This is a genomic window from Sorangium sp. So ce726, assembly GCF_051521405.1.
In the GTDB taxonomy this organism is placed as follows: Bacteria; Myxococcota_A; Polyangia; order Polyangiales; family Polyangiaceae; genus Sorangium.
Genome location: NZ_CP150349.1, coordinates 13,046,051 through 13,061,932 on the forward strand (window position 1 = coordinate 13,046,051; position 15,882 = coordinate 13,061,932).

General features: G+C 66.1%; 15 protein-coding genes and 1 pseudogene. 8 read left to right on the forward strand and 8 right to left on the reverse strand.

The features are described from left to right. Positions 1-35: 35 nt before the first annotated feature. The gene (locus WME79_RS48640; protein ID WP_437529782.1) at positions 36-1,493 is read right to left on the reverse strand and encodes a hypothetical protein; all 1,458 of its coding nucleotides are present in this window, start codon (positions 1,491-1,493) and stop codon (positions 36-38) included. A 643-nt stretch (positions 1,494-2,136) separates the two neighbouring features. Here WME79_RS48640 and WME79_RS48645 point away from each other — a divergent pair. Then, positions 2,137-2,451 (forward strand): hypothetical protein, encoded by a 315-nt coding sequence (locus WME79_RS48645; protein WP_437529785.1) that lies wholly within the window; start codon positions 2,137-2,139, stop codon positions 2,449-2,451. Here the strand turns inward: WME79_RS48645 and WME79_RS48650 are convergent. Together WME79_RS48650 and WME79_RS48655 are read right to left on the reverse strand one after the other, a co-directional pair. Then, complete coding sequence (locus WME79_RS48650; RefSeq protein ID WP_437529788.1) at positions 2,432-2,815, reverse strand: VOC family protein; 384 nt, start codon at positions 2,813-2,815, stop codon at positions 2,432-2,434. The two genes, WME79_RS48645 and WME79_RS48650, sit on opposite strands and share 20 nt — an antisense overlap. Then, complete coding sequence (locus tag WME79_RS48655) at positions 2,812-3,798, reverse strand: LysR family transcriptional regulator (RefSeq protein ID WP_437529791.1); 987 nt, start codon at positions 3,796-3,798, stop codon at positions 2,812-2,814. Before WME79_RS48655 ends, WME79_RS48650 begins: the two co-directional genes overlap by 4 nt. A gap of 118 nt (positions 3,799-3,916) precedes the next feature. On the opposite strand from WME79_RS48655, the gene WME79_RS48660 reads away from it, so the two are divergent. Together WME79_RS48660 and WME79_RS48665 are read left to right on the forward strand one after the other, a co-directional pair. Next, positions 3,917-4,705 (forward strand): SDR family oxidoreductase, encoded by a 789-nt coding sequence (locus WME79_RS48660; protein WP_437529794.1) that lies wholly within the window; start codon positions 3,917-3,919, stop codon positions 4,703-4,705. A 110-nt stretch (positions 4,706-4,815) separates the two neighbouring features. After that, positions 4,816-5,733, forward strand: coding sequence for an alpha/beta fold hydrolase (locus tag WME79_RS48665; protein WP_437529796.1), 918 nt, complete (start codon positions 4,816-4,818; stop codon positions 5,731-5,733). A gap of 2 nt (positions 5,734-5,735) precedes the next feature. Here the strand turns inward: WME79_RS48665 and WME79_RS48670 are convergent, their stop codons facing one another. Continuing rightward, positions 5,736-5,954 (reverse strand): hypothetical protein, encoded by a 219-nt coding sequence (locus WME79_RS48670; RefSeq protein WP_437529799.1) that lies wholly within the window; start codon positions 5,952-5,954, stop codon positions 5,736-5,738. Between WME79_RS48670 and WME79_RS48675 the strand changes: the two genes are divergently transcribed. Continuing rightward, positions 5,953-6,156 (forward strand): hypothetical protein, encoded by a 204-nt coding sequence (locus WME79_RS48675; protein ID WP_437529802.1) that lies wholly within the window; start codon positions 5,953-5,955, stop codon positions 6,154-6,156. The two genes, WME79_RS48670 and WME79_RS48675, sit on opposite strands and share 2 nt — an antisense overlap. 128 nt (positions 6,157-6,284) lie before the next feature. Beyond that, positions 6,285-7,146 (forward strand): annotated as a pseudogene (locus WME79_RS48680) (hypothetical protein). 609 nt (positions 7,147-7,755) lie between these two features. Here WME79_RS48680 and WME79_RS48685 read toward each other — a convergent pair. Both WME79_RS48685 and WME79_RS48690 read right to left on the reverse strand, forming a co-directional pair. Then, on the reverse strand, positions 7,756-8,364 hold the full coding sequence (locus tag WME79_RS48685; RefSeq protein WP_437529805.1) for a hypothetical protein: 609 nt from the start codon (positions 8,362-8,364) through the stop codon (positions 7,756-7,758). A gap of 559 nt (positions 8,365-8,923) precedes the next feature. Further along, complete coding sequence (locus WME79_RS48690) at positions 8,924-10,657, reverse strand: AIPR family protein (protein ID WP_437529807.1); 1,734 nt, start codon at positions 10,655-10,657, stop codon at positions 8,924-8,926. Between the two features lie 1,264 nt (positions 10,658-11,921). Between WME79_RS48690 and WME79_RS48695 the strand changes: the two genes are divergently transcribed. From WME79_RS48695 to WME79_RS48705, 3 genes are all read left to right on the forward strand, one after another. After that, positions 11,922-12,548, forward strand: a complete 627-nt coding sequence (locus tag WME79_RS48695; RefSeq protein WP_437529810.1) for a JAB domain-containing protein — start codon at positions 11,922-11,924, stop codon at positions 12,546-12,548. Between the two features lie 312 nt (positions 12,549-12,860). Next, a complete protein-coding gene (locus WME79_RS48700; RefSeq protein ID WP_437529813.1) occupies positions 12,861-13,466 on the forward strand; it encodes a Uma2 family endonuclease in 606 nt (201 codons plus the stop codon). Between the two features lie 208 nt (positions 13,467-13,674). After that, positions 13,675-14,175, forward strand: coding sequence for a VOC family protein (locus WME79_RS48705; RefSeq protein WP_437540090.1), 501 nt, complete (start codon positions 13,675-13,677; stop codon positions 14,173-14,175). A gap of 190 nt (positions 14,176-14,365) precedes the next feature. Here the strand turns inward: WME79_RS48705 and WME79_RS48710 are convergent, their stop codons facing one another. Together WME79_RS48710 and WME79_RS48715 are read right to left on the reverse strand one after the other, a co-directional pair. Next, positions 14,366-15,100: a hypothetical protein gene (locus WME79_RS48710; RefSeq protein WP_437529815.1), complete on the reverse strand. Its 735-nt coding sequence runs from the start codon at positions 15,098-15,100 to the stop codon at positions 14,366-14,368. Then, positions 15,087-15,701, reverse strand: coding sequence for an RNA polymerase sigma factor (locus WME79_RS48715; RefSeq protein WP_437529817.1), 615 nt, complete (start codon positions 15,699-15,701; stop codon positions 15,087-15,089). Before WME79_RS48715 ends, WME79_RS48710 begins: the two co-directional genes overlap by 14 nt. Positions 15,702-15,882 lie beyond the last annotated feature (181 nt).

Genomic DNA, 15,882 nt, shown 5'->3' on the forward strand with positions numbered 1-15,882 from the left:
GGTGATGGCCGCGTTCGTCTGGCCGTGTCGGCAGGTCAATCCGGGGTGATGCTCAGCTCGAACGAACCGGCAGAGACATTGTTGTAGCTGTCGACGAAGATGTCGAGCGGAGTCCCCACAGCCACATCCAGCGTGACCGACTCGGGGTCTCCGGCGTAGCCGGCGTCCAGGCAGTTGATCTCGGTCGCGCTCTCGCTGCAGTCCGTCCGCACGTGGAGAACAAGATCGGCGGATCCCGTCGGCGTCACGGTGATCGTGGCGCTGCCGTCCGCCTCGGGGGAATAGCGGTACACGAGCTCCGGGCCGTCGCCCGCGCATGTCGCCGTGAAGCCGCGCGTGCCCTCGGACGTGTCGCCCGTCACCGCCGCGGCGGCCGTCACCGGCGCCACACCCGCGCACGCCGCCTCGGGGTCGAGCACGCACGCGCTCGAGCACGTGTCCCCGTCCGCGGCATTGCCGTCGTCGCACTCCTCCGTGCCCACCCTCACCCCATCGCCGCAGGCCTGCTCCGCGAAGGCCACCTCGAGCGCATACTCCGGGTCCCTTTCACCTGTGTCATCGATGAAGAGGAAGCGCGTGTCCCCGGCCTCGACCAGGAGCTCGACCGCAAGCTCATCCGGGCCGAGCGCGACCGAGCAGCCGAGCAGCGTCGACGAGTCGTCGCAGCCCGTCCGGACGTACCAGTCGTAGCCGCCGCCCGCGGCGGACCTCGGGGCGAAGACGACCGCCCCCTTGGCCGGCGCCACGAACTGGAAGACCTTCTCCTTCACGCCCACGCCGACCGCATACGTACCGTTGGAGGCAGAGCAGATCGTGGCGAACACGTTCGTGCCGTCCTTTGTGCTGCCCGTGAACGCGCCCCCCGCCGACACGTCGATCGCCCCCGCGCACGCCGCCGCAATGCCGTCCACGCACACTTCGTGCTTGGCACAGTCGAGCTCCTCGCAGTCCTGCAGGACGTCCCCATCGTCGTCCTCGTCGTTGTCGCACGTCTCGTCGAGGGAGCAACTCTGCGTCTCGCTGTTGCAAGCGATCTGGCACTGATCGTCGCTGTCGCAGCCGCCCACGCACGCCGCCGTTGCGCCGTTCTGGCCCACCGCGCGGCAGCTCTGCCCTGCGCCCGGACAGTCGGCCGCCTCTTCACAGGATCTGAAGCAGAGCGAGAAGTTGCTGTCCGTCGCCACACAGATCGAGCCAGCCTCGCACGGGGCGAGCGGCACCGCGCAGAGCGCCGAACAGTAACCCCCCGCCCAGCCCAGGTCCGCCTCGGTCAGGCATAGTCCCCCGCTGCACTCCTCGTCGGTGGTGCACGGCTCGCCGTCCGCTCTCGGCTCCTCCGGCGCGCCGTCATCGCCGCCCGCGCCGCCTTCGCCGCCTTCACTCCCCGCGCCGGAAGCCGCTCCCAGCGGCGACAGCTTTTCATCGTCATCGCCGCACGCGGCGAGCGCCAGCCACATCGTTGTCACCGCGGACAGGGAAGTGCCAAGTCGCATGTCTTGTTTCTCCTCTTCCGGGGAGCGTAACGCCCTCACAGCACGGTGTTCGACAGAACGTGCCACAAGACCGCAATGGCAGAAATGGGGAAGTTATTGCATTTGAGGCGAACTTTTCTAGGGGCGTGACGACGGATCGCATCTCCTCGGAGCGCATGGCCCAACCCGGGTCCAACCGGCGAGCCCTGGGCTCGGAGAGTTCGCCGTGAGCGATCTCTCGTCTCGGGCCGCTGTGGACGCGTCGCTCTCCGAGACGCTTGCCCGCGCCGTCGCGCTCGGAGATGCGATAGCAGCCCGGGTCGTTCACGAGGCGCTCGGTCGGCTCCTCGGGCTGTCGGCGGGTCGGGTGGCTGCGCTTCGTCAGCATGTTTCGTCGGCGACATGCCGCACCAGCGCGAAAGAGAGCACGAACGGCGGGAGGATGAGCTTCCGTGAAACCACCCGCCCGCTGCCGCGTAGAGGTGGCATCTCCGCACCGCCAACGCCGAACGCAGCGCCGTACGGGTCGCTCGCAGGCGTACCGCTCGCCGCTGCGGCGCGGGGAGATGCCTAGCTGTGGGCGCTTCTGCCCACAGCGGGCTGTGCTCGGCCGGCGCCCCAGGCGCCTTCACGTGGGCCACGAGGCCCGAAGGAGACAATGACCATGAAGACGATTCGATTCGCGCTCTACTCTCTCCCCCTCATGCTTGCCGCCTTTGCCGTCCCCGCGACCTCGGCCGCCGAGACCGGCACGACCGCTGCCACGAGCGCCGTGGAGCTCGAGTCCACGGCCGTGGACGCGTCGGCAGAGCTTGGCGGCGCTGCGGACGATGCGGCGCGCTCCGGTGGTGACGTGACCGACGCCGACGAGGCCTCGCTGATGAGCACCGCCGCGGGCGTGGATCGTCCCAATGCCCCTGGCGTGAAGCTGTGCTGTGGAACGGCGGGGGACTACGGGGTCATCTGCTGGCGCTGCTGAGCGGGCGCCGGACGTCAGCGCGGGCTCTTGGCCGCGGTGCGCTGGCGCGCGATCGACCCGATCTCGCGCCAGCGCCCGGCCAAAGCTGTGCATCGAACAACGCGAGGTGCGAGTCGTCGACCTGCCGCGCGGCGTGCGCGTCCAGCTCCAGACAGCGCCAGAGCGTTCCCAGCTCGAGAGTTGCGCCCCTGGCCCACTGCGCTCGCCGCTTTCCGCCGAGCACCTGGACGTAGAAATGCACGGCGCGGTCGAGGTCTCGAACCGCGAGGGTCATGTGGTTGACGCCGCCGATCGCCACGGCCCCGGCAGCGTAGTCGATCATGGGCTCGTGCGGGTGTGCCGGCAGGATGGGTCGCTCCTTCACCGCGTGCGCCTCACCGCGCCGGAGCGGGCGAGCGGCTTTGCGCTCTTCCCCTCCAGCGATCCGACGACGTTCGCCACGACGTCGCGGACGAACCGCCCCGCCGGATCGTCGTCGGCGGCGCGCAACCACAAGAGATCGAGCCGCGCGCCCTCGAGAGAGAACGGCACGGGGACCGCGCGCAGATGCGACCGCGCCCGGATGAGGTGGCCAGCGAGCAACGACGGCACTGTGGCCACGAGGGGAGAGCCCTCGACGAGGTCCGCGATGTAGCCGAAGGAGTGCACGGAGACGCGTACCGTCCTGGCTTTGCCCAGCGCGTCTTCCACGACGCCTCGCGTGTCGCCGGCGTACGAGACGACGATATGCTCCTGGGCGAAGTAAGCGCGCTCGGTGAGCGGGCGTGGGAGCCTGGTGAAGCGTGCGTCGTACAGGCAAACGAACGCCTTCGGCCCGCTCGGGTGTGCGGTGAGCGGCTGGCGGAGGATGGATTTCGGCAGCTCGTCCGCCACGGTGACGGCGAAATCGATCTTGCTCGAGAGCAGGCTCTCCTCGACGGTCCGAAATTGCACGGGCAGCACGATGAACTGCATGCGCGGCGCCTCGGCGCGGAGCTGGGCTATCAATCTCGGGAGGATCACGGACTCGAGCCCGTCGGCGAGCCCGAACCGAATTGTGGCGGTCGAGAGCTTCGGATCAAAGCGCGGCGCCGCCGTCGCGGCGGCGATGAGCGGCTCCAGGTGCGCGCGCGCCGCCGCGAGCAGCTCGGCGCCGCGCGTCGTCAGCGCGACGCCGCGACCCTGACGGGTGATGAGCTCGGCGCCGACGAAGGTCGCGAGCCTCCGCATCGAGGCGCTCACGGCCGGCTGCGTCACGTAGAGGCGCGACGCAGCGCGCGTGAGGCTCCCTTCCTCCGCGACCACCACGAACACGCGGAGCAGGTTCAGGTCGAGATCGCGGCCATAACCCTCGTTTATGTTCCCCATCACGACTATCCATTAGCATTTCTGTTTGCTCCGCCGTACTCCTTTCCGTGGGTCGCGGCGCCGGCGGAGGCGTCGAACGCGTGAACGCTCCCTCGGAGCTCGAAACAGGGGTCCAATCATGAAACTCCAAGGCAACACCATCCTCATCACCGGTGGAAGCGGCGGCATCGGCTTCGAGCTCGCGTCGCAGCTCCTCCGCCGCGGCAACACGGTCATCGTGACAGGCCGCGACCAGGACGCGCTCGACGCCGCGCGGCGGAGGCTGCCTGGGCTACGGACCCTCCGGAGCGACGTGCGAGACCCGCACGCGATCGCGGCCCTCCACGAGCACGTGATGAAGGACTTCCCCGCGATGAACGTCCTCATCAACAACGCAGGGATCATGCGCAAGGTCAACCTGCAGACCTTCGGCGCCGATCTCCAGGGCATCACGGAGGAGATCGAGATCAACCTGAGCGGCTCGATCCGGATGGTGATGCAGTTTCTCCCGCACCTCAAGGCCCAGGACCGCGCGGCGATCGTCAACGTGTCGTCGGGGCTCGCCTTCAACCCTTACCCGATCGCCCCGATCTACGGCGCGGCGAAGGCGGGGATCCACTCGTTCACGCAGTCGCTGCGCGTCCAGCTCAAGCAGACGAACGTCAAGGTCTTCGAGCTGGCGCCTCCGGCAGTGGACACGCCCCTGAACCACACGTTCGCCGACGAGCTCCGGGGCACGCCGCTCATGAGCGTCGCGAAGCTCGTTGATGAGGCCCTGAAGGGGCTCGAGAGAGACCGCCCCGAGATCCGCGTCGGCTTCGCGAACGTCTCCAAGCTCATGAGCCGCATCGCGCCGGGCTTCATCCTCAAGCAGCTGAGCAAGCCGGTCGATCAGATGCTCGCGCAGATGAAGCAGCTGAGCAGCTAGAAGCCCATGGATGGATGTTGCAGGGGGACAGGCGGGACGAGGAGTCCTCGCCGGCGCTGCGCAAGCATTCATCGGCCGCCGTGTCACAAAGGGTCGGGAAGGAGCACGAGATGATGACGGAAGCACGAAGCAGCCGAGCGGACCGCTCTTCGACCTCGAAAGAACCCTACGCGGCGGGCGCCGTGACCTCCAGGGACGGCACCACGATCGGCTACCGCCAGATCGGCCGAGGTCCCGGCGTCATCCTGGTGCAAGGAGCGATGGGGACCGCCGCCAACTACGACCAGCTCGCGAGGGCCTTGGCCAACGACTTCACGGTCTACCTCCCTGACCGGCGGGGGCGGGGCATGAGCCCGCGGGAGTACGACGCCGGGCACTCCATCGAGAGAGAGGTCGAGGATCTCGAGGGCCTCCTCTCGCGAAGCGGCGCCCAGCTCGTGTTCGGGCTCAGCTCGGGAGCGATCATCACGCTCGAGGCCGCGCGCGCCTTGCCCTCCATCCGCAAGGCGGCGGTCTACGAGCCCCCGTTTTACCTCGAGGGAGTGCCCCTTGATGAGATCGCTCGCTTCAACGACGAGATCCGCCGCGGGCAGCTGGCCTCGGCGCTCGTCACGGTGAGCAACATCGTGCGTCTCGCCCCGGGGTTCCTCGCCGCGGTTCCGCGCCCGCTGCTCACGCTGGCGACGAGGGGATTTCTCCGCCTGGACGACAGGAGGCGCTCAGGGCAGTACGCGCCGGTGCGCGAGTTGCTCCCGGCGATGCGCTTCGATTTCAAGATGGTCGTCGACAGGGGAGAGAGCATCACCTTGTTCAAGGCCGTCGAAGCCGAGATCCTCCTGCTCGGAGGCACGAAGAGCCCGAGGTACCTGAAGAACGCCCTCGATGCGCTGGAGACGATCCTCCCCAGGGTCCAGCGGACGGAGCTCGAAGGCGTCGGTCACGAGGCTCCCTGGAACGCCGATAGGGGAGGGAGCCCCGAGCTCGTCGCGCGATCCCTGCGCGGGTTTTTCATGGAAGACCGCGCCTGAGCTCAGCGAGAACCTCTTGCCGCCACGTCGTCCAGGATGCCCGCATAGCCGGGCAGCGCCTTGCGAAGCCGCGCGGTCTGCTCGGGTTTGAGCGGCGGCGAGAGCGTCACGCCCAGCACGCCGGCCACCTCGCGGGTGCTCGGCGGCCTAGCCGGCTTGGTGCTGCTCGGCCTCGTGGTGGGGTTGGAGCTCTTCTTCTTGGTCGCCGTTCGAGGGGCCATGGAGTCCTCCTGGCTGGTTCAAGGTCGACGTGACCTGGCTGTCGACTCAGCCCAGGACGTTGATGGGCCGGCCCTCGGAGACGAGGGCGCGCACCAGGTCCTGCCCATCGAGACTGGCTCGCTGCCGGAGGCGCTGCTGCGGGCCGCGGCGCGGCTCGTGACGCGTCCTGGCGTCGGGGCGCACGCAGGTCACACGGCGTGACGACTCGAGGGAGCTGCCCGGAATTGAAGCAGTGGAGGCGGCTGTTCCGGCCCCTGCGTCCCTGCACGCATGGGCTTGGCGCGCCGCTTGACGATTCAACATGGCTGCAACCCCCGAGAGACGCCCCGATGCCCTCCGTGACCCATGAAGCGCTGGTGGACCTGTTCAAGAACCGGCCGACGCTGGCCGCCGAGATGCTGCAGGATGCGCTTGGCCAGCCGGTCCCGACCTTCACGGAGGCGCGCGTCGAGTCCTCTGATCTGGCCGAGATCGTTCCCTCGGACCGCCGCGCGGACGTCATTGTCGTGCTGCTGGTCGGCGAGCAGCAGCGGCCCGCGATGGCCATCGTCGTCGAGGTCCAGCTCGGCGTGGACCCGGACAAGCCGTACGTCTGGCCGGTCTATGTCATCCAGACGAGGGCCCGGCACCGCGGAGATCGCGCGGTGGTGCGCGAGGCCGATCGACGCGGGCCACCCCGGCTTGACGCTGACGCCGCTGGTGCTCGGGCCTGCGGGCGTCCCGGTCGTCACCTATGCCGAGCAGGCGAGGGCGGCGCCCGAGGTGGTCGTGCTCTCGGCGATGGCGCATGGGCAGGGCGAGGCGGGGGAGGCGATCGGCGTGGCGTTCTTGGCGGCGGCAGGCGGGCTCGATGAGGAGCGCCGCGCCGTCTACGGGGACCTGGTGCTATCCTCGCTGAACGCAGCGGCGAGGCGGACGTTGGAGGCGATGATGAAGAGCGGGTACGAATTTCAGAGCGAATTCGCGCGCAGCTACGTGGCCAAGGGCGTGGAGAAGGGCCGGGAGCAGGGGCTCCTCGAAGCGAAGGCGCAGGCTGTGCTGGCCGTCCTCGAGGCCCGCGGGCTGGAGGTCCCTGCCGAGGTCCGGGAGCGCGTCCTCGCGAGCACGGACATCGCCGAGCTGGACCGCTGGATCCGCCGCGCTGCCGCCGTCACGGACGCCCGGGAGCTGCTCGCGACGACCGGCTCATGAGTGCGCACGGCGTCGGGAAGCCGTCGAGCGGCCGTGTCCCGTCCCGCCCGAGCTCCTGTCCTAGCGTCCCGTGTCCCGACTCGGCCGAGGGCTCACCTGGTGAGCGTGCTGGTCTGCGCGAGGTCGACGGTGACGTCGACGTCCGCGGTCATGCGGGGCCTGTCGTAGGCCACGGCGACCTGCGCACCGAAGACGTACCAGCGGAGGCAGCGCCGCAGCAGCGCCGCGGCGAGGTCACCGAGCAGGGCGACGGCGGCGGGGCGCGACGCGGTCGAGGCCTTGAGGACGCCAAGGTGGGTGGCGGGGTCTTCGCTGCGCTCTTCTTCGCTCGGCCAGTCGGGCTTTTGCGCGAGGACTCGCCTGTGGAGCTCATCGGCGATCCGGATCCTCGCGGCATGGCGGTGCGGACTCTTTCAGTCGCGCCAGTAGAGCTCCTTGTCGCGCTGGGCGACCTCCCAGCGACGCCCCGGCGCCACGCGATGGTCGTGCGGCGAAGGATTCTGGCTGCTCGACCAACGCATTACTAATCAACCGCGGTCGCAAATGGCCTGCCAGTTAAATCGGCTTGCTGGACGAAGCGCGTCGACTGCATCACATAAAACCAGGCAATCATAGGCTGCGGTAGTACGCAATTAAACGCATCGCCGATTCAATGCCATACCCGTTCATTGTCAGCTCTCGAACGTGAAGGCTAAATTGTCTTGCCAATAACTTGAGCTCCGGCGGACGCGCAACCGGCGCACGAATCCACAGATGGTACAGCTTAATCAGCTCATATTGACCAACATATGCCTTGCCCAACTGTTTCTCAATTGCGTCAGCCACGGCCTCTGCTAATGCTAGGTACCCCTGTATCGTTTTGTCCGGCACCGCCTTTAGGCGTTCGACGGTGCTGGTCGAGGCAAACCGCATCGACTTGATGTCGCGTCCGAACGAATGTCCCGTGTCGTTTCGCAGTTTCCGGAGCTTCTCAAGGTCAGATGTGTGCTGCTCGAACGGACAGGTCCCAAAAAAGGTTCGATACGCGGAAATTCGTGCCTGCCAATCGCCGCGGACAAGGTCCTCGGTGTAGGGATAGAGATCGTACTGAGGATTCTTCTTCAGGAAGATGGCGCCGTCGATGGCGGTGCTGCCGCCGAATAGAAGTGACGGATGAGACTCCAGTGCGGCGGTGCTCACCTGTGCGATGTAGGTTTCAAGGTATCCAGCGATCGCCATGACCGATGCAAGTTGCGCCCAGCGATCGAATGCGTCGTATGCGTCGGCCCAGTGTCCAAGCGTCTGCGGTACCCTTCTATTGCCAATAGCGAGTCGAAACAGAGCGCTGGATGGATCACTTCTTTGGAATGGTCTTGTGCAAGAGTATACGTGCGCCTTCGCCGTTTTGTGCGACCAGAAGATCTCATTGAAGTGGGTATGAAGACGCTTGAAGAGACGCCATGCGAGAGTTCGACCATGGAATAATGCCGTACGGTTGAATGGAGAAAGCGCTCGAGCGCGCCTGGCTAGACGTGTCATGGGGTCGCAGTTTACATAATTGTGAATTAATTGCAAATGTCCTATATCACGCGTCGGTTGCGACACCATAATCGGCTGTTGGAGCGGTTTGGCTGGCGGTGCAGGAGCACCATGCCTTTTGCGCCCAATGCCCCGGTTTCAGCCGTGGAAGGCATAGTTCCGAGCGCAGCGAGACTCCGTGCACCATCGACTGCACGCAGTTGTTCGCGTGGATGACGTTGCCGCACCGCGAACGCCTTCGCCCACCCGTCCAATTGGGCTATTTCAACTGCTTTTGTACTTCGCCCATGAGATCTGCCGCAAAACGCGAGCGCTTGAGCATATCATCTGTTGGATGTCCTACGGTGTCCACGATCTTCTGGCAATGTTCGAATATTCTCACATACTCGTTGCTCTCGGACGTCAACGTCTCGATCAGGGCCGCCGCATAGGCTTCAGCCTTCTTAGAGTTTGCAACAGGCGTATCTGTAGTGCCGTGGCAAATCCACTTAAACATCTGAATGATGTGCCAGCGAACCTTGATGTAGTTTCTTGCGCCAATTCTGTTGCCATTAATCAGATTTTGATACTTGTAAAGAGCTAGCGCCGCCACGTAGTAATATGCCTCATGATCGTTCTCGCAGAATAGCTGTGGTCCGCTCACCGAGAAAATCGTGGACACATATCGTGCCGAATTATGCGGCATATCAAGGAACATCGCAGCGTAGCACCGAGCAAGCTCCTTCACGTCGAAGATCCGCGTAGCGGGATACCCGGACGCACGGTACTCTGCCTGTCGACGCTCGAAATAGATCCTGTTTAAAGGGAGCGCATCTTGGTTTTTTGCAGCAAAATATTTCTGCACCAACTTTGCCTTACTGCGAAGCCCGAAAAATGCCTCCTTGGGAATGTCGGACTGACTGTTGGTTGCCGTAATAATGTCAGTAGCTGAATCGTTTTCTGGTGATTCAATAAACCGAACCACTACATTCACAGCGTCGTCGAGCAGCGTACGAAGCTCCGCAAGTGTACTGCTCGTCTGACAGCCATTGATGATCTGGAAATTTTTTAGGTGCAGCTCCTTGGTGTTTGGCGTTAGCGTAAGTTCTGGAGCAACAACGGTGATTCCATTGTTGAGCACAGAGAAAAGAGATTTCTTTGTCGGATTCTTTAGTGTTGCCTGAATAGCGGCGTTTACACTGTTTTCTGTTCCGAGATAAGATCTGACATTTTCTTCAAACACCGACTGATTGATGTTCTGCTCTTCGTCCAACAGCAACGCGTCGACAAATGATCTTGCGTTAACGAGGGCAACATAAGATTGCGGAATTCCTGGCATTGCAGGCATTCCGAGATAGTCGAGCACCCTCAGCTTGGCTTCATTCTTCTCAGTGATGGCAGCGTACCACTTCAGCAGTTCGCCTCTCCCTAGCGGCTTGACTGTGACGGCATAGAATAGTTCCGTCTGTTTCACATACTGCTCAACAATTGCGAATGCCGCCGAGATTTCGCGCGCAGCGGTATAAACGCCCGTCGTGCAGTAGTAGACGTACACACTGGGCCGTCGGTTCTTCACCTTCTTAAGATTGCTTACCACGACCTTTAGGATCGCGATGGCCTCTGTGTTTAGCTTGCCATTTGGTAATTTAGGTTCGAGGGACAGGTAGTCTTCGATTCCGAGTTTGAAATTTGCAACGTCGATCTTTTTGAACTGTTCGCCAGATTTGGCCTGAACCACAATTACGTCCACTTGGAGATTGGTCTTGTGTGTGGTAAATGCCGCTTCGGCGTCGTCGGCTGTAATTACTAGATCACCATCAATAACTATTGCAACGCCGTCGATGGATGCATCGTCGTCGTCCGCGGTGACATCGAGTGGATCGAATCGTCCGAAGAAGTGGCGCGAGACCAGGCAGTAATTGCAGAAGATCTCAAACTGTTTGGACTCGTCCATGTCGGAGTGGCCATAATCATCGGCGAGTTCCTCGACATGCTTTTTTAGGATGATGTGCATTGACTCGTTCTTTGTGGAATGTGTGAAATGTTTATCGTTTCTCGGATCTATCCAGATCTGAGAGGTCTCGTAAGAGGCATCCCTCGCACATCGCTCACTCTTGCCGCACGCTGGGAGTACAGGGGAGTCAAGGGCACGCAGCGGCTCGCGCATCGAGCGAACCCGTTGGCACGTCCAAGCATCCGGCGATGTTTGTCGAACGTGCCGCATTCCTCTGGAGTCTCGCAAGTGACGCTCGCAGAATAGATGGACATCTCAGTGTGGGCATGTTTCGGTGTGTGGCCAAGTCATCAATTCTATTCGGCTCCTTGTGCCGAGTAAAGACGGACCGTCCGCCGCAGCTTCGCGACCCACTTTGATCGAGACGGACGCTGGCATCCGGGGAATTCAGACGCTGCTCGGCCATAACGATAGGTGGACTACGATGTTCTACGCCCATATCACCGGCCACGGCCCTCTCGGCGTCATCAGCCGCCTCGACCGCTGACTGCCGCCTCAACGTGGAGCGCGTTGAACTCCGACCCCGCCGCCGTGCCACCCCCGTTCATCGTGTAGAGGTAGCGTATCTGACGGCTACCCCGTCTTGTCAAGCAGACCAGGAAAGACGCGTGCGGGATTCCACCGAAGCGGCGCGCACTGGCTCGCGAAACCTACCCATCCGAGCCGAGGAAGTCGCTCTGCAACGACCCGCCAGTCATCCGCCGGGCCCTTCAAGTTGTCGCGGCCTGTTGAGTCCAGCATTGCGCAGTGCGGCGTCCGCGGCAAAGCACGCGCCAGTGCTGCGTCACGTTGAGAAGCACCGCCGCAGCACTCTCCGCGCCCGCCGCGTTCTACCCGCCGATCTCGACGACCTCACGCAGGACACCGTCCTCGGCGCCTGGCGCAGTATGCGCGCCGGCCGCTTCCGCTCGTCCTCTGCTCTTCCTCCCGCGGACGCCCTGCGCCCCTGGCTCGTCGCCATCGCCTCACGGCAGGCCTCTCACTACCGCGACAAGGCTTTACCGCCGCCACGTGCTCCCCGCGGTCGACCCTGGCCGCCTCTCCGCACCCTCCATGAGGCTCGCCTCGTCGCGCGAGGCTTCCTCCGTGCCTTCCACCGTCTCCGCCCTGAGCTTCGCCAGGTCCTGTCGCTCGCCACCACTTGCCTCTCCATTCCCCACCTCGCCGCCTCCCTCTCGCTCCCGCGCCCCACGGTCGCCACCCGCCTCCGCCTCGCGCGCCGCCTCTTCGCCCGCGCCCTGACCCGCTTTCGGAAGCGGCCCCGATGAGCCGCGTCCCCGTCGACGCCCCCACCGAGACGGCGGCCGAACTGCCGACCACGACCGAGGCCGCCCTCCTCGAGATGGTGCTCGACCTCGTCGGCGTCGGCCCGCGCATCCTCGGCACGGCCGCCTTGCCGTCGCTCGGCCGCTTCTCTCCCGCGGCCCTCGCCGAGCGCGCCCAGATCACGCTGTTCGACGCGACCCGGCTCGCCGCCGCCTTCGAGCTCGGCCGTCGCTACCACGCCGCCCGCGCGTGCCGAGGAGCGCTCCTCGCCGACGCCGCCCGCGTGGCGCGTTACTTCGGCCCGAGGCTCGCGTCGCGCGTCCACGAGGAGCTCTGGATCGCAGCGCTCGACAGCCACGGCCGCGTCCGCGAGACGCGCCTGCTCGCCCTCGGTGGCGCCGACGTGCTCACCATCGACGCCGCGACCGTCCTGCGCATCGCGCTAGACATGGCCGCTTTGAGCGTCGTCCTCGCGCATAACCACCCCAGCGGCGACCCGACGCCGACCCGCGAGGACGAAGCGATGACGCTGGCGCTGCGCCACCTCTCCTCGGAGCTGCATGTCCCCCTCACCGCCCACGTTATCGTCACGCCCAGCGGCCGCTACGCCGCCGTCCACGAGTAGGTCCTCGCGGCGCGCTGCGCCCCGGCGCATCCAGCCTCGAGCGCACCGCTTCGGCCGCCATTTCCGCAAGCCTCCGGCAGCCGCACGACCGGCAGCGGCACGAGGAGCTGGAGCACGTGAAGCCACCGTAGGACCCGACCCGATGCACCGCGCCGAGGTCGACCTCCACACCACGCGCCGCCTCTGGCGACCGCCGGCACGCGCTGGCGTTCGGGCTGACGCCTGGCATCGTGAGCCAGCCGCACGACCTCAGACGGCGCGCGATCAGGCGCTCGCCCCGGCCGGGATCGCGCTCTCGTGGTACGGTCGGCCATGAGCACCGGCGGGCCGCCCCGCAGCCTGGATCCCGCCCGCAACGCACCGGAAGTCGAGGCAGCATTCGCGGCGGTGCCGCCCGAGCAGGTGGCGGAGATCCTCGACGGCGAGCTCTTCACCTTTCCGCGGCCCGGCCGCCCCCACACGCGCAGCGCATCACGCCTGACGATGAAGCTCGGCAGCGCCTTCGACCTCGGCGATGGAGGGCCCGGCGGCTGGGTGCTCCTGGATGAGCCGGAACTCCACCTTGGGTCGCGGCCCGACAAGGTGGTGCCCGATCTCACAGGGTGGAAGCGGGAGCGCATGCCGGACGCCCTCGGGGACGAGGACACGCCGGCGCACTACGACGTCCCTCCGGACTGGGTGTGCGAGGTGATCTCGCCGCGTACAGAGCGCGTCGACCGGGGGAAGAAGATGCGGATTTACCGGCGCGAAGGTGTCGGGCACGTGTGGCTGCTCAGCCCCTTGCTGCGAACGCTCGAGGTGTACCGACTCGAGGGCGGACGGTGGGTACTGCTCGAGACCTACGAGGAGGACGCGAAGATGAGGGCCGAGCCGTTCGATGCGGTGGCGCTCGATCTGGCGGCGATCTGGAGCAGATGACCGAGCGCAAGCCAGCGCGCCTCATTGGAAGTGGACATCGATCGAAGCCGTGGTGCTGCGCGCGCTGAGCCTCGGCAGCCCCCCGCTGGGACGACGTGCCCCCGGAGCTTCAGGTCGACTTCGCCCGCCTCGACACAACGGACGATCAGACTCGCCATCCGAACGCGAAGAGCGCTCCACCGGTCGGATCCAGGCTACCGTGATCGCCATGAACCTCGCCGGAATTGCCCATATCCAGCTTTCGGTCAGTGACTTCCCGCGCAGCCGCGCGTTCTACCGCGCGCTGTGCGAGCACTTCGAGATGCAGTGCCAGTACGACGATCCGGGCAGCGAGAACGAACGGCCCACGCTCTATTACATCGGCGGCAAGACCGGCCTGTTGATTCGCCCCGTGAACCCGGAGCACGCCGGCGCCCGCTTTCACCAGTACAAGCCTGGCCTGCACCACCTGTGCTTCCGCGCCCGCAGCCGCGAGGATATCGACGCTTTCCACGAGTTCTTTGAGCGCACGCTGGCCGCGCTCGGCGGCAAGCTCGTGCACGCGCCGGAGGACGGTGCGTGGGCGGCAGGCTACTACTCGATCCTGTTCGAGGATCCGGACGGCATTCGGCTCGAGATCAACTACGTCCCCGGCAAGGGCAACCTGTCCGAGGGCGTCGAGCTTCCGTTGCCCGCGCGTGTCCCTGGAGGTGTGCCCGAGCAAGCGTGAGGACGCGCGGTCTTCTCGGGTTTCATCAGGCGACGAGCGCGTCACTTCGAGCGCTGCTGAGCTCCGCGGACGCCCTCTCCGCCTCGTGCGGCCATGGTGGAGGCGCCATCTCCGCCTCGTTCGGCTACGGCGGAGGCCCCATCTCCGCCTCGTTCGGCTACGGCGGAGGCGCCATCTCCGCCTCGTTCGGCTACGGCGGAGGCCCCATCTCCGCCCCGTCCGGCGGGGGGCCCTCCAGCTTTATCTGCACCTTCACCTTCCGCTTCTCACCGTCTCCCTCGATCTGCACGTCGACCTTCCCCTCGACCCCTTGCGCCGCGAGCTGCTCCATCACCTGCCGCCGCGCCGCCTCCACGTCGTCCTTGTCGAGCACGTCCAGATCGAGCAGCTCGTGCCCGAGCTTTGCTCCCAGCGTCCCGCGCACTGTCCCCGCCAGCACGTCCTCCCGGATCTCCGCGCCGGCGAGCGCCGGGAATGCCGCCCGGATCCGCTCGGCCACGTCGCCCTCCGGCACCTCGTCGCCCCACACATCGAGCGTCAGCGTCGTCGCCCCGTCCCCGCGCCGCCCCCGCACCATCACCCGCGCCCTCCGCTCCGTCTTCCCCTCGCCGCGCATGGCCGCCACGAGCGCCTCGGGCTCGGGCAGCTCCGCGCCGTCCGCTACCTGGATGCTGATGCTCCGTCCCACGGGCACCTCCACGTCTGCCGGCGCCACGCACGCCGCCCCGCACACCGCTGCCGCCGCCGCCACCACCAGCGCCTTGCGCAACCAGAGCCGCTTCATCGGGACCACCTCCTGCTCGGGGTAGAGCTGGCCGAACGCCGCCATCAGCTCGCCTTCGAGCTCGCGCGCGTGCTCTGGCCTGAGCGGCGCCGGCTCCCCGAACAGCCGGCGCAGCTTTCGTCGCACCTCAAAGTCCAGCATTGGAAACGCCCTCTCCGCGGGACTCCCCCGCGTCCTGCTCGGCGCGCGCCTCGAGCCGCGCCTTCAGCTCGCGCAGCGCCCGCGACGCCCGCTGCTTCACCGCGTCGGCACGGAGCCCGAGCAGCTCCGCGATCTCCTGGTGTTTCAGCCCGTCGCCGTACCGCAGCGCCAGCACCTCTTTCGCCTCTGCCCCGAGCTCCTCCAGCGCCTCCCTGACCGCGCGGAGCTCCTCGCCCCGCACGAGCGCGTCGAGCGGCGTCCCCGCCTCGTCCGCGAGCACGCCCGCGAGATCGTCGATCGGCGCTTCGTGCCGCGCCGCCCGCACGTGGTCGATGACCAGGTTCCTGGCCATGGCCAGCACGAACATCCGCGGCGTCCCCTTGCGCCGATCGAACTCTCCCAGCCGCTCCAGCAGCTTGTGGAAGACCCGCGCGACCAGATCCTCTGCGTCCTCCCGCCGGCCCACGCGTCGCGAAACGAAGCGCGCCACCGGGTCGTACAGCTCCTGGTAGAGCGCCCGGAACGCGCCGCGATCGCCGCGCCGGGACGCCTCGATCAGCTCGCAGAGGTGGTCATCGCGGGAGGGCCAGAGGAAGCTCATCGCGGGGCTCACCCTCCTCTACGGCAGAGGCGCCAGAAGGTGACAGGCAAGCGGTCGATCCCTCGGTTGCCCTGGACGACCGCCCGGCGACGGCGCGCCCTTGCGGTCCTCTCGCCCTCCCGGCGATGTCTCGTTCGCACACGCACACGTCGGTTCGGCCGACGTCGCTCAGGCGGCGAGG